Origin of the sequence: Arthrobacter cheniae (genome assembly GCF_003602275.1) — a bacterium.
GTDB classification, from domain to species: Bacteria; Actinomycetota; Actinomycetes; order Actinomycetales; family Micrococcaceae; genus Arthrobacter_D; species Arthrobacter_D cheniae.
Genome location: NZ_QZVT01000002.1, coordinates 354606 through 372227, shown reverse-complemented (window position 1 = coordinate 372227; position 17622 = coordinate 354606). Strand labels below are relative to the sequence as shown.

Here is a 17622-nt window from a genome sequence, read left to right as displayed (position 1 = left end):
CGGCGCCGCCGACAACTAGATAGCTTTGCATCTAGTGTAGCCGCCGATCAAGGTACCGCACCTGACAGTCACGATGCGTCCTTGCTGGCTAGGCGGGTTGTTCGCCCGTAAAGCCCCGGGACTGCTCCTCCCGGCGCGACGCCCGTTCCTCCCGGCGGCCCTCGACGAGCCGGTACAGGACCGGCACGAGGACGAGCGTCAGCGCGGTCGAGGAGACGAGCCCACCGATCACGACGACGGCGAGTGGTTGCGAGATGAAGCCGCCCTCGCCCGTCAGCCCGAGTGCCATCGGCGTCAGCGCGAAGATGGTGGCCAACGCGGTCATGAGGATGGGCCGGAGGCGCTGGCGGGCTCCCTCCCGGATGGCATCCGCGACACGGAGGCCGGGGAAACCGTTCCGCGGAAGCCGGTACTGGTTGATGAGGTCGATCAGCACGATCGCGTTCGTGACCACGATGCCGACGAGCATCAGCATGCCGATGAGAGAGGGCAGCCCGAGGGGGATTCCGGTGATCAGCAGGAGCGCGATGGCACCTGTGGCCGCGAAGGGAATCGAGACGAGCAGGATCAGGGGCTGCACGAGGCTCTTGAAGGTGGCGACCATGATGACGTACACGATGGCCACGGCCGCCCAGAGCGCCAGGAACAACTGATCGAAGGACTCCGTCTGCTGGGACGAAGCGCCGCCGACGGTGGCGGTTGCGCCGGTCGGCAGATCGATGCCGGCGAGCCTCTCGTCGACCGCCGTCGTCAGTGTCCCGAGGTCGTCGCCCGACGGCGTGATCGAGATGCGGGCGGTCCGCTCACCGTTGGAGCTGGTCACCGAAAGAGGCACCTGGACCTCCTCCACCGACGCGACGTCCGTCAGGGCGACGGGCCCCCGAGACGTCGGGATCCGAAGGGTGCGCAGTTGCTCGAGGCTTGTGATCGCCGTTCCCTCACCGATCAGGACCGGGAAGTCACTCGCATCGAAGCGCACGGTGCCCGCGGGGACCGGACTGATGCGGCCCCCGAGGAGGGCGGCGATCTGGCCCTCCGTGAGCCCGGCCTCCACGGCGCCGGCCCGGTCCACGTCGATCTGCACCTGCGGTTGGGCCGCGGAGAGGTTGCTCGTGACCTCGCCGGCGCCGTCGAGCCCCTGCATGCCGTCGAGCACGGCGGCATTGGCGGACTCGAGGTCTTCGCTCACCGGTGCCGTGATATCGATGTCGATCGTGCTGGACGTTCCGAAGCCGCCTTGCTGGCTCGACAACGAGAAGCTGCCGGCGTCCTGGAGTTCCTCGAGGTCCTCTCGTACGGATTCCTGAAGGACTTCCTGGTCGGCCTCCTCGTCGGTGATGACGGTGAAGGTCGCCACCGAGGCACCGCCCGAGAACTGGGCGGCGAACGCACCATCGGCGTTGCCGACGGTGAGCTGGACGTCGCGGATCTCCGGATTGTCGGCGAGGATCTCCTCCGTCCGGCCCGCTGCCTCCGTGGTGGTGGCCAGGCTTGATCCGGGGGTGAGGGTCTGTGTGATCGAGAAACTGTTCTGCCCTGATCCGCCCAGGAGGTTCGTAGGAAGGAACGGGACCATTGCCGCCGTCGCTCCCAGCACGATGAGCCCACTGATGAGCGTGACGACGGGGTGACGCTGCGTGCTCGTCAGGATCGGCAGGTAGCCGCGCTGGAGGAAAGAGGTCCGCTCCGGACTCGGTGTGATCTGCCCGCCGTCATTCGGCACGGCGGCGGCGTGACGGGCACCGCGGCGTGTGACCGCCGCGGAGTTCTCGAAGCCGGCGGGCGTCGACGACGCGGAGGTTGAGGACGCGGAGGTTGAGGACGCGGAGGTTGAGGACGCGGAGGTTGAGGACGAGGAGGTCGAGGAAGCGGACGTCGGGAACGTCGCGGGGGCCACCGACGTCCGGGGCAGGAACCAGAAGGCCAGCACCGGGATGATGGTCAGCGACACCGCGAGGGACGCCAGGAGCGCGATCCCGGTGGTCACGGCGAAGGGCCGGAAGAGCTCGCCGGCCAGCCCGCCGACGAAGCCGATCGGGGCGAAGACGGCGACCGTGGTCAGTGTGGAAGCGGTGATGGCTCCCGCGACCTCGCGGACCGCCGTCAGGATGGCCTCGCGCTTTTCCTCCCCGTAGCCGAGATGGCGCTTGATGTTCTCGATGACGACGATCGAATCATCCACGACGCGACCGATGGCGATGGTCAGTGCTCCGAGGGTGAGCAGGTTGAGCGAATAGCCCGCAGCGTAGAGGCCGATGAAGGTGATCAGCAGTGAGAGCGGTATCGAGATGGCGGTGACGAGCGTCGAGCGGACCGACAGCAGGAAGATCAGGATGATGAGCACGGCGAATCCGAGCCCCAGGATGCCCTCCGTGGTGAGGTCGTCGATGCTGCTCTCGATGAACGGCGCCTGATCGAAGACCACTGTGATGTCGGCGGCATTGCCGAGTTCGGCCTCGAGCTCGGGGACAAGGGCGACGATCTCGTGCGAGATCTCGACCGTGTCGCCATCGGGGACCTTCGTCACCGTCAGGGCGAGCGTCTCGACCCCGTTGGTACGGGCGACGGAGGTGGGGGCATCATCGGCCAGGCCGACGTCGGCGACCTCACCGATCGTGACGGCCGGACGGGGAGCAGTCGCGGTCCGCCCAGGGGCGGGGGCGGTGGAATCGGGTGCACCGGAGGAGGTGGACGGCAGCACCGGCAGTGCCTCCACGTCATCGAGCGACCCGATCTGGCTCCCGGCCTGGATGGTCAATGACCGCGGATCTTCATCGAGTGTTCCGACAGGGAACAGTGCGCCGTTGTCCTCGAGGGTGCTGGTGAGGTCACCGACAGTCAGGCCGGCCGCTTCGAGGGCTCCGTCCTTCGGCAGGATCGCCACGTGCTGGGAGGTTCCGCCCGAGACGTCCGCCGTGCGCACGCCGTCGATCTTCTGGAGACGGGGAACGGTCAGCCGAGCGAGGTCCCCGTTGAGCTCGCTGAGGGACTGGTCCGAGGACACCGCCATGAAGACGATCGGCAGGTCGCTGATGCTGCCGGCCAGCGCCTGCGGCTCGACGTCATCGGGAAGCGTCGGACGGACTGTGGAAATGGCCCTGTCGACCTGCGCCCGAGCCCGGTCCAGGTTCGTGCCGTAGACGAAGACGAGGTTGACGGTGGAGACGCCGGTGCGGGAGGTGCTCGACGACGATTCCAAACCCTCGACTCCGCTGAGCGCCGCCTCGAGCGGTTCGCTCACCTGCTGGTCGAGGTACTCCGGTGATGCTCCCGGAACGGCGGACAGCACGGTGATCCGGGGGAACTCGAGCGAGGGGATGAGTTCCTGCTTGAGTGACCCCAGGGTGATGACACCGAAGACGGAGGCGAAGATCGTGATGAGCGCGATGAGCGCGCGATTACCGAGCGAGAGCTGGGCAAGACGGAACAATTAACCTGCCTTCGGTGCTGACGGTCGCCCGGCTGGCTGGCTCCGCGGTCGTTATGCGAGTTTGAGGGCCTTGTCGGTGAGCGACTGGACCTCGGCCGCCAGGGACGGGTTCTCGTTGAGCTGGACGCCGTACCCGGGCAGCATCTCCTTGAGCTTCGGCTCCCAATCGGACATCTTCCCGGGGAAGCACCGCCTGAGCAGTTCCACCATGATGGGAGCGGCTGTGGATGCCCCGGGGGAGGCGCCCAGCAGTGCTCCGACCGAACCGTCCGACGACGTGATGACTTCGGTACCGAACTGCAGTACGCCGCCCTTCTTCGGAGCCTTCTTGATGACCTGTACACGTTGCCCGGCGGAGATGAGTTCCCAGCTGCCGCCCTCGGCGCTTGGCAGGAACTCGTTCAAGGCCTCGTTCTTGGCCTCGCGGTTCTTGAGGACCTCCGTGATGAGGTACTTGGTCAACGACATGTTGTCCTTGGCCACGGCCAGCATGGGCACGAGGTTCGAGGTCCTGATGGAGGTGGGCAGGTCCAGGTAGGATCCGCGCTTCAGGAACTTCGTGGAGAAACCGGCGTACGGACCGAACAGGAGCGAGCGCTCACCCTTGACGAAACGGGTATCGAGGTGCGGGACGGACATGGGGGGAGCGCCGACCGAGGCCTGGCCATAGACCTTCGCGTTGTGCTGGTCGACGAGCTCGGGATCCGTACAGCGGAGGAATTGCCCGGAGACGGGGAAACCGGCGAAACCGCGACCCTCGGGGATTCCGCTACGCTGCAGCAGGTGCAGGGCGCCGCCGCCCGCACCGATGAAGACGAACTTCGTGGTGACAGTGCTGGCCTCGCCCGTCACCCTGTTCTTGACCTTCACATCCCAGCGGCCATCGCCGGCGCGCGCGACGTCGAGCACGTCGAAGCCGTAGTGGAGGTCGACGCCGGTGCCGTCGAGGTACGTGGTGAGGTGGCGGGTCAATGCTCCGAAGTCGACGTCGGTACCGCCCTCGACCCGGGATGCAGCAACGGGTTGCGAGGGGTTGCGACCCTTCATGACCAGTGGAGTCCAGCCGGCGATGGTGCCGTGGTCCTCGCTGTGCTCCATCGTGGAGAAGAGCGGCTGGGCGCTGAGCGACTCATAGCGCCTGCGCAGGTACTCCGCGTTGGCCTGGCCCCAGACGAAACTCATGTGAGGCACCGTGTTGATGAAGGTGCGCGGGTCGCCGATGTGGCCCTCGGACACCATGTGGGACCAGAACTGGCGTGAGACCTGGAACTGCTCGTTGATGGCGACTGCCTTGGCCGGGTCGACCGAACCGTCCTTGGCAGCGGGCGAGTAGTTCAGTTCGCAGAGTGCGGAATGCCCGGTGCCTGCATTGTTCCAGGGGTCGGAACTCTCGAGGCCGGCGACGTCGAGCCTCTCGAAGAGGGAGATGTCCCAGGTGGGCTGCAACTGTCGCAGGAACGCTCCGAGCGTCGCACTCATGATCCCGCCGCCGATCAGGACGACGTCGGTGGTCTTGGCGGGCAAGCCCTGATGGGTGGTGGTCAACGTTGTCTCCAGTCGCGAGGTCCTAGCAGGGAAAGCCTAGCGTCTGGCGGTGACCATATTTAAATCCGCACGCCCCCGTCGAGAAGTACCGGAAGGATACGCACGATGCATCAGCTGGACGGCTCGGGCCTCGGCTCGACGTCGGCCAGGTCGATGCGGTTGAAGACCTCGTTCATCACGGGGCTGACGGGGTAGGTGGTCACCCGTGCGCTCATCGCGAGCGCGGAGATCGGGAAGGCGAGGGGGACGGCCGGGATCCGGGCCGAGATCTGGGAACTGATGTCCGCATACGCCCCTGTTCGGTCCTCGTCGGCGGGGAGTCCGCGGGCGCGGTTGATCTTGCTGAACAACTGCGGGTCCTCGTAGCCGAACTCCTCGTTGTAGGCGCCGAACAGGGCTCCGACGAAATTGTCCGGATCCTCGTAACTGCCACTCCAGCCCAGCAGATGGAAGGCCCGGTCGCCCGTCTGCTGGACCGCCTCGATGTAGCCTTCGCTCCAGTCGATCGGTACGGGCTTGATGACGAATCCGGCCTCCGTCAGTTGGCGGCTCAATTCGGCGTAGGCCTTCTCCGGGGACGGCAGGTATGCCCTGGACACGTTGCGGGGATAGTAGAAGGGAAGTTCGCGCCCGTCGTACCCGGACTGGTCGAGGAGGTCCTTCGCCCGACCGAGGTCGTAGCCGTAGGCCTCCACCGTCTCGCCGCTGACGCCGAGCTTCTCGGGGATGAACTGCCGGGCCGGTTTCGTACCGTCCAGGAAGCGGCCCTGGATGAGCGCGTCCTTGTCGATGGCGTGGGCTACGGCCTGCCGGAACAGCAGGTTGTCCACCCCGGGGAAGTCCTCGTTCATTCCGAGGTACAGCACGGAGTAGGGATCCCGCTGCAGGAACTGCAGGCCGTTGCGGGCGAGATCGACGGCGCTGTCCACGGAGACGAAGTCGTACCCGTCGATCCGGCCCGAGGTCAGGGCCCTGGCTCGCGAGTCCGGATTGGAGATGGTGGTGAAGACGACGCGGTCCACCTCGCCCCGCTCGCCCCAGTACCCGTCGAAGAAAGACAGTTCCACCCCGCCCGGCTCCCATGAGGCGAGCTGGAAGGGACCCGTTCCGACAGGAGCCTGCCCGTAGCGGGACATGGGCGCTCCGTCCAGGGACTCCGTGAGGTCGTTCGCGGCGCCCGCCTCCAGTGCGGCGGGGGAGGAGATGGCGAAGGCCGGAGCGGCAAGCGCGGGGATCAGGCCGGTAATCCGGCCGGCGAGCTGCAGGTCGACCGTGTATTCAGCTGTAGCCGTACAGCCCTCGTACAGGCTTGTCTCGGGCTGGTCCGCGTAGCCCTTGAAGACATTCTCGAAGGGCAGGCGGCCGGTACCGGTGCGAGCGGTGGCGGGGAGGGTGTACCAGCGGTCGAAGTTCGCGCAGACGGCTGCGGCGTCGAAGGGTTCCCCGTCCTGGAAAACAACGTCGTCCCTCAGCGTGAACTCGTAGGAACGGCCGCTGTCCTGTTCATCCCAGGACTCGGCCAGCAGCGCCGTCGGCTCCGACGTCAGCGGGTCGACCCCGACGAGGCCCTGCATGATCTGCTGGGTGACGCGATAGGACTCCGTGTCATTGGCGAGTGCGGGGTCGAGGGTGCGGGGATCGGCAGCGGTCCCGAAGGTGAAGGTGGAGACTTCAGCGGCAGCAGTAGCGGACGGCGTCGTCGTCGCGGAGGGTTGTGGTGGTGCCACCTGGCCACCGGTGCACGACACGAGCGAGGCCACGGACAGGAACGCGATCACGGCCCGCAGCGGGTGCGCGAGTGTCCTGGTGGGAGCCTGTCCGTGGCGGGCGCGGCGCGCGGCGGCGTTCTTCACAAGCAGGATCTCCGAAAGGCAGGGGAATCCCGGTCCTGGCGATCCGGGGGTTGGAAGCCCTCAGTCTAGGCGATCCTCCTGTCCCTGCCACTCAGGTACGCGGGTCCGACGACAAAGGAGCGGACCCCCTCACCGCGGGGGTGAGAGGGTCCGTCCGTTATCCCTGGAACGCGTTAGAGGTTTGAACCAGGGAGATCAGTGGTCCTTAGCCGGCTGCGGGGGGCATCATGACGGCGTCGATCAGGTACACGACGGCGTTGGCGGTCTGGACGCCACCGCAGATGACGTTGGCATCGTTGACCTTGAGCTCATCGCCCGAGCCGGTGACCTCGAGCATGGCGCCCTGGACCGTGGTCTGGGTGGTGCCCTCGAGCTCGGCCGGCTGGATCTTGCCGGGCACGACGTGGTAGGTGAGGATGCTGGAGAGGCCCTCGGTGTCGGTCTTGAGGCCCTCGACGGCCTCGGCGGGCAGGGCTGCGAAAGCCTCGTCGACCGGGGCGAAGACGGTAAACTCGCCACCGTTGAGGGTGTCGACGAGGTCGACGTCGGGGTTGATTCCACCGGAGACGGCAGCGGTGAGCTGGGTCAGGATGGGGTTGTTGGACGCGGCGGTCGCTACGGGATCGAGGGCCATGCCGGCAACCGAGCCTGCGCCGTCGGGAACCGTCTCGGCGTAGCCGGCACAGCCGGGGCCTACGAGGTTGGCGGCGGGGTCCATCGCGGCGTCAGCGGAAGCCGAGGGGCTCATGCTTGCCTCTGCCGAGGGGGACTCGCTGGCCATGCTGGTCTCACTGGCCATGCTGCTCGGGGTGGCCTCGGACGCTGATTCGGTGCCGCCGCCACAGGCTGCGAGACCGAACATCGAGACGGCTGCGATCCCGAGGATCGAGAGGTTCCTGCGCTTGGTGAGTTCCATGAGATTTCCTCCGTAGAAGTGACCCGGCGAGTGCCTGCGGTCTGTGACTGTTTGATGAAACACATCGTGTCGATGTCTCACAGTTACTTCGGGGGACCGGTGGGGGTGGATGGGTTGGTTCTGCAAAATTAAATTTCCGCGCACGGTTGGGCCCAGCACGCCGTGACCTGCCCGTGACCTGCGGTGATACCGGCGTCGGCGGCGTGGAGGACAATCCCTGCATGCAGCGGAAAGGCCCTGGTCGGATCACTCCGGCCAGGGCCTTGATGTGCGCAAGAGGGGACTTGAACCCCTACGTCCGAAGACACTGGAACCTAAATCCAGCGCGTCTGCCAATTCCGCCACTCGCGCTTCGATGCGCCTCGCCAGAGGGGCACCCTGCCTCCTACTTTAGCGCCATGGGAGGCAGGGGCAGGACTCCCTACTGATCGATCCCGAGGTCGCGACGTAGCTTCGCGACGTGGCCGGTCGCGCGCACGTTGTACTGCGCCAGAGCAACCCTGCCCTCCTCGTCGACGACGATCGTGGAGCGGATGAGTCCCTCATAGGTCTTGCCGTAGTTCTTCTTCTCGCCCCACGCGCCGTAGGCCTCTGCGACCGCGTGGTCCTCGTCGGAGAGGAGTGGGAAGGTGAGAGATTCCTGCTCGGAGAACGAGGCCAGCTTGGCGACTGGGTCGGGGGAGATCCCCAGGACGGTGTACCCCGCGGCGCCGAGGGAGGCGAGGTTGTCGCGGAAGTCGCACGCCTCGGTGGTGCAACCGGGGGTGGCGGCGGCCGGATAGAAATAAACGACGACTTTCCCGCCCCGGAGGGAGGACAGTGTCATCTCGTTGCCTGCGGCGTCATCGAGCGTGAAGTCGGGGGCACTCTCGCCGGCGGCTAGTCGTTCTGACATGCATACTCCTGAGGATCGAACGAGCGGCCGGAGCGGTGGACCCGCCGGAAAGCGAGCCCCGGGCTACTGCCGTGGGGATTGACTAGCCATCCTAGCTATCATAGGTAGAGGATCCGACGCCGAGGCGGTCGCCGGTTCCGCGAGTGAGAGGAAGTGCACGGTTCTATGCCCGATCTGGACCAATGGCCCACCGGTCGACTGCTGACGACGGCGGCGCGGCTCGTCGAGCACGCGTGGAACGAGCGACTCGTGGACATCGGGGTCACCCATGCAGGCGTAATCGCACTGGGCGTCCTGGCCGACCAGGGCGCCATGACGCAGGCCAGCCTCGCGCAGATCGTCCGCGTCCAGGCGCAGACCATGGGTAAGACGCTGTCACGGCTCGAGTCGAGGGGACACGTGACGAGGGTGCGGAACGACCTCGATCGTCGCTCCCACATGGTCTCGATCGCTCCCGGCGGTCGGCATGTCCTCGAAGCGGCCGACGACATCGAGCGGACGCTCGTCGCGGGCGGAGGGCTCGTGTCGGACGAGCTGCGGGGCCACCTGCAGGTCGTCATCAGGGAACTGGGAGCGCCCCGCTGGAATTGGCCCGCTGCGAGCCCGTCAGCTGAGGGCTCGTCGCTCGAGAATCCCGGCGCGTCAGGGCCGGCGGCAACCGTACCCGGCTGACGCCAGGGCTGCAGCCCAACGCCGTCACCGGCAGGACGACACTATCGAAGCCCTTTGCCACCGAGGCAGGGGGCTTTCTGCATGCCTCCGGAGGCACCTGGCGATGCGCGGCGTTACACGAGCCTGGTGAAAAAGGAAAGGTTTAGGGAGAAAGCAGTGCAGTAGTAGAAACAGGTTGCGTACTAAGCAGGCTGATGTTTTGTTGGGAAGCGTACGTGTCCAGCGCCCAACGGAGAACAGCATGCAGAGTACCGCCGCACCCCAGTCGATCATCGGAGGCCTCCGGCGCCCGCCGGCAGGAGTGCCCGCCGTCGACGACCGGGCTGTAAACGGTACGTGTACGGAGGGTCCCCTCAAGGCGGCGCTGCAGGACGATATCGCGCTTCGCCACATGGACATCGCCGAAGCGGTCGCCCGGTCCTTCGCGACGACCGGGCCGGAGGCGTCGGATATCCGGCAGGTCGCGTACCTGGGGCTCATCAAGGCGGTACAGCGGTTCAATCCGGCCCGCGGTGTGCCCTTCGCCTCGTTCGCCGTGCCCACGATCACGGGGGAGATCAAGCGCTACCTCCGGGATTCCTGCTGGGTGGTCCGACCTCCTCGGGATGTGCAGGATCTCCGGACGGAGATCGCCCGCACAGCACCCGCCATGGCGCAGCGGCTCGGACGGGAGGCGACGGCGCGGGAACTCGGGATCGAACTGGGCTGGCCGGAGGACAAGGTCCTCGAAGCGCAGGCCTCCCACTGGAGCCTGCGACCCGACTCGCTCGATGCTCCGTTCGAGGGCCGCAGCTGGGCGGACACCCTGGCGGCGGATTCCAGCGGCATGGAGCGCAGTGACGACATGATCTCGCTGCGGGGCGCGGTCAATGAGCTCGATGCCAGCGAGAAGGAGCTCCTGTACCGCCGCTACTTCATGGAGCAGACGCAGCAGGCCATCGGCGACGAACTGGGGATGTCACAGATGCAGGTCTCCCGAATGCTCGCCCGCATCCTGGTCAAGCTCCAGAAGCGCCTCCTCGGCGCACCCGCGCAGCAGGACCAGCGGGGACTGCGCACGAGCATCGCCTGATTCGGGAAATCCCGCTCGGAAGCGGACCGCGCCTGCGTCAGCTGATGCCGTGGTTCGCCGCGGCAGCCAGCACCTGCTCGACCGTCACGGCCATCAGGGCCGGATCCGGCGTGGGTGAGAAGGTCTCGCCGACGCGGAGGGACTCGTCCGTCAGCACCGTGTGCGGTCCCGGCGGGGGTCCCCACTCCGACGCCGGCGCCGGACCGAACAGCACCACGGACGGCCGGGCGTAGGCCGACGCCAGATGCGCAGCGCCCGTGTCAGCCGAGATCACCAGTGATGCTCCTGCGATCAGCCGTGCGAAGCGGTCGAGGGGTAGCTGGCCTGCGGCTACCGTGTCCTCGGGCAGGCCGGCGGCGTCGGCGACGGCGAGCGCGCGGGCCCGCTCCTTGCCGCTGCCGGTGAAGACGACCCGGTGCCCCGCCGCAGCCAGGGTGCGAGCGACCTCGGCGAACCGCTCCACGGGCCACAGCCGGCTTCCGTACGCGGCGCCCACGTGTACGACGACGGCCTCGGGTGCAGGGCTCTCGCCGTCGGGCACGCGCAGCCTGCAGTCCAGTGGGTCGGCCGGCACGCCGTGCCAGCTCACGAGGTGCGCCCAGCGGTCCCGCTCGAGCACGCCGTCCTGCCAGCCCGGCCCGTCCCAGCCCGGTGACCGGTGGCCCATGCGCCGCTTCGCGCCGATCTCCTCGAGCCGGGCCCTGCTCTCCCCTCCGCTGCCGTGCAGGTTCACGGCGAGGTCGATCCGCCCGTACTCGATGGGCAGGGGATCGTCGAGTCCGTGCGTGGGAAGGAGGTCGTCGATGGCATCGGTGAGGCCGATGATCGGGCGGAGCCACTCCTGCGCGGCGTAGAGGATGCGGTGCTCGGGGAAGGCCCTGCGCAGCCCCTTGAGGGCGGGAACAGCGACGAGGAGGTCACCGAGTTTCAACGCGCGCAGTGCGAGGATCTCGGGGCGCCCGTCAGGGGCGGGGGTCGACGCGGGAACTCCGCGTGCACTCCGGGGCTCCGAAGGGGCCGGCTGTGGAGGTGAAGTCAGGGGGGTCGGCTGCTGGGCGCTCGCGGCGCTCGTGCCCTCGGAAGTCATGCCGATCATCCTGCCAGAGGATCGAACGGGTACTGCTCGCGGCGCCGTCGGACGGGGCCGGAAGAAGGAGCAGGAGAAGAAGTTCGGCGAGAAGTGTTTAGTACTGCTGCTTCTCGGGAACTAAGCCTGTATGCATATTTCGGCCGAGCTCACGCCGACCGCCCCCCGGGCGGTCCTGTTCGACCGCGACGGGACCATCGTCGTGGACGTCCCGTACAACGGCGACCCGTCCCTGGTGCAGCCCATGGCCGGCGCCCGCGAGGTCCTCGACGGCCTGCGCTCACGCGGCATCCCCGTGGGTGTGGTGACCAACCAGTCCGGCATCGCGAGGGGATTGATCACGCGCGAGCAGGTCGACGCCGTCAACGCCCGCGTGGAGGAACTGCTCGGCCCCTTCGACGTTTGGGAGATCTGCCCCCACGGTGCCGGCGACGCCTGCTCGTGCCGCAAGCCCGGTCCCGGGATGGTCCTCTCGGCCAGTGCCCGCCTGCAGCTCGAGCCCGGTGAGGTCGCCGTGATCGGGGACATTGGAGCGGACATGGGCGCAGCTGCGGCCGCGGGCGCTCGTGCGGTCCTGGTCCCGACCGACATCACCCTCGAGGAGGAGATCAGCGCGGCTCCCGCCGTCGCCGGGAGTCTCGCCGAAGCCGTGGAATCGCTGTGGGCAGGCACGGTGTGAGGCGCCGCGTCCTCGTCGCCCGCCTCGACAGCGCCGGCGATGTCCTCCTCGCGGGTCCTGCCGTACGCGCCATCGCGGCCGGTGACCACGGTGACTCGCCGAACGACGTCGTCATGCTGTGCGGCCCGCAGGGTGCAGCCGCGGCCAGGCTCCTGCCCGGCGTCGTCGACGTCCTTACCTGGTCAGCTCCGTGGATCATCGACCCGGCCCCGGAGCTCACGCCGGACCTCGTCGGAGAACTGCACGACGCCCTGGTGGCGCTGGGCGTCGACGAGGCCGTCATCCTGACGTCGTTCCATCAGTCACCCCTGCCGCTCGCACTCCTCCTCCGCCTCGCGGGGGTGCGGCGGATCGCCGGCGCATCCGTCGACTACGCGGGGTCGCTGCTCGATGTCCGGCTCAAACCGGGCGAGGACTTCCCGGAGGACCAGCCGGAGGCCGAGCGGGCGCTCGGCATCGCGGAGGCCGCGGGGTACGCGCTCCCGACCGGCGACGACGGCAGGCTCCAGGTGACGCACCTCGCCGATGCCTCGGCCCTCGTCGGTAGAGGACCCTACGTCGTCGTGCACCCCGGCGCCTCCGTGCCCGCCCGGGCATGGCCGCCCCTGCATCACGCCGCCGCCGTCGAACTCCTGACCGCTGCCGGGTTCCGCGTCGTGGTCACGGGCTCACCCACCGAGACGGACCTCACCTCCACCGTCGCCGGTCCGGAAGCCGTCGACCTCGGCGGCCGTACTGACCTTGCCGTGCTGGGCTCCGTGCTCGCAGGGGCCTCCGTGGTCATCACGGGCAATACCGGTCCCGCCCACCTGGCCGCCGCCGTCGGCACTCCGGTCGTCTGCCTCTTCTCACCCGTGGTCCCGGCCATCCGCTGGGCCCCGTACCGCGTCCCGGTCGAACTCCTCGGGGACCAAGATGCGGCCTGCGCACTGAGCCGGGCCCGGATCTGCCCCGTCCAGGGCCATCCGTGCCTGTCCAACGTCTCACCCGAGGACGTCGTCGACGCCGTCCTCCGGCTCAGCTCCGGAATATCGTCGCTCGGCTCACGCCGCAGCATCGGCCGCACCGACGGCCGCAGAACAACGAGGGGAAACCGATGAGGATCCTGTTATGGCACGTCCACGGCGGGTGGACCGACGCCTTCGTGAGGGGCAGGCACACCTACGTGCTGCCCACCACGCCCGACGGCGGCGCCTGGGGTCTCGGGCGGGCGGGGCGCGACTGGCCCGCATCCGTCATCGAGGTGGCACCCTCCGACCTCGCGGACGCCGACATCGACCTCGTCGTCCTGCAGCGGATCGAGGAGATCGCCGAGTGCGAACGCCTGCTCGGGCGGACGCCCGGCCAGGACCTTCCGGCCGTGTTCCTCGAGCACAACACTCCGCGCCGGGACATCGTGGGCACGGTCCATCCGCTCGCCGCCCAGACGGACATCCCCGTCATCCACGTCACCCATTTCAACGAGCTGTTCTGGGACAGCGGCGTAGCGAGCACCACGGTCATCGAGCACGGCATCGTCGATCCGGGCTACCTCTACACCGGTGAGGTCGAGCAGCTCGCCGCCGTCATCAACGAGCCGGTCCGCCGCGGCCGCATCACCGGCACCGACCTCCTCCCGCGGTTCGCCGGCGTCGCGCCCGTGGAAGTCTTCGGCATGGGGACCGACGGCCTCGGCGACACACTCGATCTCGGTCCGGGAGAGCTGCGTATCGGCGGTGACCTGCCGATGGCGGAGCTGCACGCCAGGCTGGGGCGCTCCCGGGCGTATGTGCACCCGCTGCGGTGGACCTCGCTCGGTCTCTCGCTCCTGGAGGCCATGCACGTGGGGCTTCCGGTGCTGGCGCTCGCGACGACGGAGGCCGCACGCGCGGTCCCCGCCGGAGCCGGCGCCATCTCGACGCGCGTCGACGACCTCGTCCGTATGGCGGCACGCCTCATCGCCGACCCGGATGAGGCTCGAGCACGGGGGCTGGTCGCTCGCGAAGCGGCCCTCGAACAGTACGGGCTCGCCCGGTTCCTCGCCGACTGGGACGACGTCCTCGAGCAGGAGCCGACGCGGCACCGGGTCCTGGCGGTTACAGAAAGGAATGCACAGTGAGGATATCGATGGTGTCTGAGCATGCAAGCCCGCTCGCGGCCCTGGGAGGAGTCGACGCCGGAGGGCAGAACGTCCACGTCGCCGAACTGTCCCTGGCGCTCGCCCACCGGGGACACGATGTGACCGTGTATACGCGCCGAGACGACCCCGCCCTGCCGGACCGGGTACGGACGGACCCGCATCTGGAGGTCGTGCACATCACGGCCGGTCCGGTCCGCCACGTCCCGAAGGACATGCTCCTGCCGTTCATGGGTGACCTCGCGGACGGGATCGTCGAGGACTGGGGACAGGAGCCACCAGACATCGTCCATGGGCACTTCTGGATGTCGGGCCTGGCAGCGCTCGACGCCGCGCGCCAGTCGCGCAGCGCCGGCCGGCCCGTGCAGGTCCTCCAGACCTTCCACGCCCTCGGCACCGTCAAGCGGCGCCACCAGGGCTCGGAGGACACGAGCCCGTCCGAGCGGCTCATGCTGGAGGCCATGGTGGGCCGCAGTGCCGACCGGGTCGTCGCCACCTGCTCGGACGAGGTGTTCGAGCTCAAGGCCATGGGAGTGTCCGGCAGTCGCATCTCGATCGCGCCCTGCGGCGTCGATCTCGAGCTGTTCACTCCCCGGGGACCGGTGGAGGACCGCGGCCGCGCCCATCGGATCGTCAGCGTGGGGCGGCTCGTCCCGCGCAAGGGCATGGACCTCGTCATCCGCGCCCTCCGCGACCTCGCGGACCAAGGGCGCGACGACGTCGAGCTCGTGATCGTGGGCGGCGGCAACACCTCCGGGCTCGAGGATGATCCGGAGGCGCAGCGGCTCCTCGGCCTGGCCGCTGACCTCGGGATCGCCGACCGGGTGATCCTCCGCGGCCAGGTCTCCCGCGCAGAGATGCCGGCAGTCCTCCGGAGCGCCGACGCCGTCGTCTGTGCTCCCTGGTACGAGCCGTTCGGCATCGTTCCACTCGAAGCCATGGCCTGCGGCGTACCCGTGATCGCCGCGGCGGTCGGAGGTCTCGTCGACACCGTGGTGGACGGGAAGACCGGTCTCCACGTCCCGCCGCAGGATTCCGGGGCGATCGCCGCCGCTGTCGCCGAGATGATCGCCGATCCCGAGTGGGCGCGCGAACTCGGTGACCACGGTCATCGCCGCGTCAGGGCCCGCTACTCCTGGAGCCGCATCGCCGCCGACACGGAGAGGGCCTACCAGTCGGCACTGGGCGCGGCGGCACCCACCCAACCGGCCACCGCGCGGCGGAGTGCCGCGCGTCGACTCGAGAGCACCGGAGGCAGGGCACTGTGACCACGCACCTTACAGACGCATATCTGCAGACACGCAGCGACACTGCGCCGCCGCAGGCGCTACCGACGTCCCCGAACCGCCGCGTCCAGGAAGCACGTCCGCAGGATGTCGTCCAGGAGGATGCGCGCCGGATCGTCATGGAGCACCTCCGGGCCGTGACCCCCGCCCTCGAGTCCCTGGCGCAGAACGCCGGGACCCTCGCGGCATGGGGGGTGGAACTGGCTTCGCGCCTGATGACGGGCCAGCGCCTCCTCGCGGCCGGCAACGGAGGGTCCGCCGCGGAGGCGCAGCACCTCACGGCGGAGCTCGTGGGCCGCTTCGACGGGGAGCGCGAACCGTTCTCCGCGATCTCGCTCCACGCCGAGAGTTCCGCGGTCACCGCCATCGCGAACGACTACGGATTCGACCGGATGTTCGCCCGCCAGGTGAGCGCCCACGGCCGTCCCGGCGACATCCTGGTCCTGCTGAGCACGAGCGGCAGGAGCCCCAACCTGCTGCACGCCGTCGCCGCCGCCAGGGCAGCCGGAATCACCACCTGGGCGCTCACAGGCGCCGGACCGAATCCCCTGACCGAGTGCGTGGACGACTTCGTGGCGGTCGAGGCACAGTCCGCCAATGCCCAGGAGGGCCATCTCATCGCCCTCCACGCCATCTGCCGGGCCTTCGACGCAGAAGTGCACCGTCGTCGTCAGGAGGAGCAGCGATGAGGATCGTGGTGGTGGGGGACGTCCTCCTCGACACTGATCTGTCCGGTGGAGCCGGCCGGCTGTCGCCGGATGCACCCGTGCCCGTCGTCGATGTCGACGCCGTCCAGCGCCGCGCGGGCGGCGCAGGTCTCGTGGCCCGCATGCTGCAGGCCGACGGGCACGATGCCGTTCTGGTGACGGTCCTCGGTGACGACGACTCCGCTGCCCTGCTCCGCGCCGAGCTGGACGGCATCACCCTCGTCGCGGGCCCCTCGGGTGCGCCCACGCCCGTCAAGACGCGCGTCCGTGCTTCTGGCCAGCCCGTGGTCCGGTTCGACGAGGGATGTGCGACGCCGCCCGTTCCGGGGTGCACGGCGGACATGCTCGCAGCGCTCGACGGCGCCGACGCGATCATCGCGGCGGACTACGGCAGGGGACTGCTCGCGAACGAGGAGCTCCGTGCTCGCCTCGAAGCGCTCGTGGAATCCACTCCGGTGGTATGGGATCCCCACCCCTCGGGGGCGCAGCCGGTACCGGGGGTCGCCGCCGTGACGCCGAACCTCGGAGAAGCACTCCGGTTCGCCGAGGTCAGGGGCCCCGGCACCCAGGCCGCCGCCGCCGCCGCCGACGTGCTGCTGGCCGCCTGGAGGAGCCGGGCCGTTATCGTCACGATGGGCGAACACGGAGCCCTCGTCGTAGCGTCCGGCCTGCTGCCCCAGGTGGTGCCCGCTCCACGGGTCGGCGCCGCCGACCCGTGCGGGGCAGGAGACCGTTTCGCCTCGGCCCTCGCCGCCGGCCTCGCGCAGGGCCTCCCCATCGATGCGGCCGCGCAGCAGGCGACGGAGGCCGCGGCGCACTTCCTCGGGTCCGGCGGCGTCGGCGCCATGGGTCGGCGGGTCGAAGACGCTCCCCGGCAACTGCCCGTCGACGGACTCGATGCCCTGACCGTCGCGCAGCGCACGAGGGAAGCCGGCGGCACCGTCGTGGCGACCGGCGGGTGCTTCGACCTCCTGCACGCCGGCCACGCCCGGACGCTCGCGGCGGCCCGTCGGCTCGGGGACTGCCTGATCGTCTGCCTCAACTCCGACGAATCCGTGCGGGGGCTGAAGGGCGAACACCGCCCCATCATCAAGCAGGAGGACCGCGCCGAACTACTCTCCGCGCTCGAGTGCGTCGATGCCGTCCTCGTCTTCAGCGAGTCGACACCGGAGAACGCCATCTCCCGCCTGCAGCCCGACATCTGGGTCAAGGGCGGCGACTACGCGGCGGAGGACCTCCCCGAAGCCGCACTCGTGAGCAGCTGGGGCGGCAGAACGGTCACCGTCCCCTACATACCCGCCCGCTCCACCACCAAACTCGCAGCCGCGCTCGCACGCGTCGGGTAACGAGCTGCAAATCCGGCC

General features: G+C 68.8%; 14 protein-coding genes and 1 tRNA gene. 8 read left to right on the top strand and 7 right to left on the bottom strand.

Going from position 1 to position 17622, the window contains the following annotated elements:
* Positions 1 to 88 precede the first annotated feature (88 nt).
* From D6T63_RS05005 to bcp, 6 genes are all read right to left on the bottom strand, one after another.
* Entirely contained in the window at positions 89 to 3430 is a 3342-nt protein-coding gene (locus D6T63_RS05005; RefSeq protein ID WP_120147911.1) for an efflux RND transporter permease subunit, read from the bottom strand.
* A 51-nt stretch (positions 3431 to 3481) separates the two neighbouring features.
* Positions 3482 to 4975 (bottom strand): malate:quinone oxidoreductase, encoded by a 1494-nt coding sequence (locus tag D6T63_RS05000; protein WP_120147910.1) that lies wholly within the window; start codon positions 4973 to 4975, stop codon positions 3482 to 3484.
* A 110-nt stretch (positions 4976 to 5085) separates the two neighbouring features.
* Positions 5086 to 6828, bottom strand: coding sequence for an ABC transporter substrate-binding protein (locus tag D6T63_RS04995; protein WP_235830560.1), 1743 nt, complete (start codon positions 6826 to 6828; stop codon positions 5086 to 5088).
* Positions 6829 to 7033: 205 nt separating this feature from the next.
* The gene (locus tag D6T63_RS04990) at positions 7034 to 7744 is read right to left on the bottom strand and encodes a fasciclin domain-containing protein (protein ID WP_120147909.1); all 711 of its coding nucleotides are present in this window, start codon (positions 7742 to 7744) and stop codon (positions 7034 to 7036) included.
* A gap of 269 nt (positions 7745 to 8013) precedes the next feature.
* Positions 8014 to 8095 (bottom strand) — tRNA-Leu (locus D6T63_RS04985).
* 70 nt (positions 8096 to 8165) lie between these two features.
* A complete protein-coding gene (gene bcp, locus D6T63_RS04980; protein WP_120147908.1) occupies positions 8166 to 8639 on the bottom strand; it encodes a thioredoxin-dependent thiol peroxidase in 474 nt (157 codons plus the stop codon).
* 165 nt (positions 8640 to 8804) lie between these two features.
* Here bcp and D6T63_RS04975 point away from each other — a divergent pair, with 165 nt between their 5' ends.
* Positions 8805 to 9311 carry a MarR family winged helix-turn-helix transcriptional regulator gene (locus D6T63_RS04975; RefSeq protein WP_120147907.1) on the top strand — a complete coding sequence of 169 codons (507 nt, stop codon included), beginning with the start codon at positions 8805 to 8807 and terminating at the stop codon, positions 9309 to 9311.
* 241 nt (positions 9312 to 9552) lie between these two features.
* Positions 9553 to 10383, top strand: a complete 831-nt coding sequence (locus tag D6T63_RS04970) for a sigma-70 family RNA polymerase sigma factor (RefSeq protein ID WP_120147906.1) — start codon at positions 9553 to 9555, stop codon at positions 10381 to 10383.
* Between the two features lie 37 nt (positions 10384 to 10420).
* Here the strand turns inward: D6T63_RS04970 and D6T63_RS04965 are convergent, their stop codons facing one another.
* Complete coding sequence (locus D6T63_RS04965; protein WP_120147905.1) at positions 10421 to 11470, bottom strand: glycosyltransferase family 9 protein; 1050 nt, start codon at positions 11468 to 11470, stop codon at positions 10421 to 10423.
* A 130-nt stretch (positions 11471 to 11600) separates the two neighbouring features.
* Between D6T63_RS04965 and D6T63_RS04960 the strand changes: the two genes are divergently transcribed.
* The 6 genes from D6T63_RS04960 to rfaE2 all read left to right on the top strand — a co-directional run bounded on the left by D6T63_RS04960 (position 11601) and on the right by rfaE2 (position 17604).
* Positions 11601 to 12149 (top strand): D-glycero-alpha-D-manno-heptose-1,7-bisphosphate 7-phosphatase, encoded by a 549-nt coding sequence (locus tag D6T63_RS04960; protein ID WP_120147904.1) that lies wholly within the window; start codon positions 11601 to 11603, stop codon positions 12147 to 12149.
* Positions 12131 to 13249: a glycosyltransferase family 9 protein gene (locus tag D6T63_RS04955; protein WP_235830559.1), complete on the top strand. Its 1119-nt coding sequence runs from the start codon at positions 12131 to 12133 to the stop codon at positions 13247 to 13249. Before D6T63_RS04960 ends, D6T63_RS04955 begins: the two co-directional genes overlap by 19 nt.
* The gene (locus D6T63_RS04950; RefSeq protein WP_120147903.1) at positions 13246 to 14247 is read left to right on the top strand and encodes a glycosyltransferase; all 1002 of its coding nucleotides are present in this window, start codon (positions 13246 to 13248) and stop codon (positions 14245 to 14247) included. Before D6T63_RS04955 ends, D6T63_RS04950 begins: the two co-directional genes overlap by 4 nt.
* The gene (locus tag D6T63_RS04945) at positions 14244 to 15533 is read left to right on the top strand and encodes a glycosyltransferase (RefSeq protein ID WP_120147902.1); all 1290 of its coding nucleotides are present in this window, start codon (positions 14244 to 14246) and stop codon (positions 15531 to 15533) included. The genes D6T63_RS04950 and D6T63_RS04945 overlap by 4 nt, the downstream gene beginning before the upstream one ends.
* Positions 15534 to 15670: 137 nt before the next feature.
* Complete coding sequence (locus D6T63_RS04940; protein WP_120148055.1) at positions 15671 to 16240, top strand: D-sedoheptulose-7-phosphate isomerase; 570 nt, start codon at positions 15671 to 15673, stop codon at positions 16238 to 16240.
* Positions 16237 to 17604 (top strand): D-glycero-beta-D-manno-heptose 1-phosphate adenylyltransferase, encoded by a 1368-nt coding sequence (gene rfaE2 / locus D6T63_RS04935; protein ID WP_120147901.1) that lies wholly within the window; start codon positions 16237 to 16239, stop codon positions 17602 to 17604. Before D6T63_RS04940 ends, rfaE2 begins: the two co-directional genes overlap by 4 nt.
* Positions 17605 to 17622: the final 18 nt, after the last annotated feature.

Bases quoted from the DNA above. Each gene is read 5' to 3' on its own strand.
- D6T63_RS04990 (WP_120147909.1), bottom strand. From the start codon at position 7,744: ATGGAACTCACCAAGCGCAGGAACCTCTCGATCCTCGGGATCGCAGCC.
- bcp (WP_120147908.1), bottom strand. From the start codon at position 8,639: ATGTCAGAACGACTAGCCGCCGGCGAGAGTGCCCCCGACTTCACGCTC.
- D6T63_RS04975 (WP_120147907.1), top strand. From the start codon at position 8,805: ATGCCCGATCTGGACCAATGGCCCACCGGTCGACTGCTGACGACGGCG.
- D6T63_RS04970 (WP_120147906.1), top strand. From the start codon at position 9,553: ATGCAGAGTACCGCCGCACCCCAGTCGATCATCGGAGGCCTCCGGCGC.
- D6T63_RS04965 (WP_120147905.1), bottom strand. From the start codon at position 11,470: ATGACTTCCGAGGGCACGAGCGCCGCGAGCGCCCAGCAGCCGACCCCC.
- D6T63_RS04960 (WP_120147904.1), top strand. From the start codon at position 11,601: ATGCATATTTCGGCCGAGCTCACGCCGACCGCCCCCCGGGCGGTCCTG.
- D6T63_RS04950 (WP_120147903.1), top strand. From the start codon at position 13,246: ATGAGGATCCTGTTATGGCACGTCCACGGCGGGTGGACCGACGCCTTC.
- D6T63_RS04940 (WP_120148055.1), top strand. From the start codon at position 15,671: ATGGAGCACCTCCGGGCCGTGACCCCCGCCCTCGAGTCCCTGGCGCAG.
- rfaE2 (WP_120147901.1), top strand. From the start codon at position 16,237: ATGAGGATCGTGGTGGTGGGGGACGTCCTCCTCGACACTGATCTGTCC.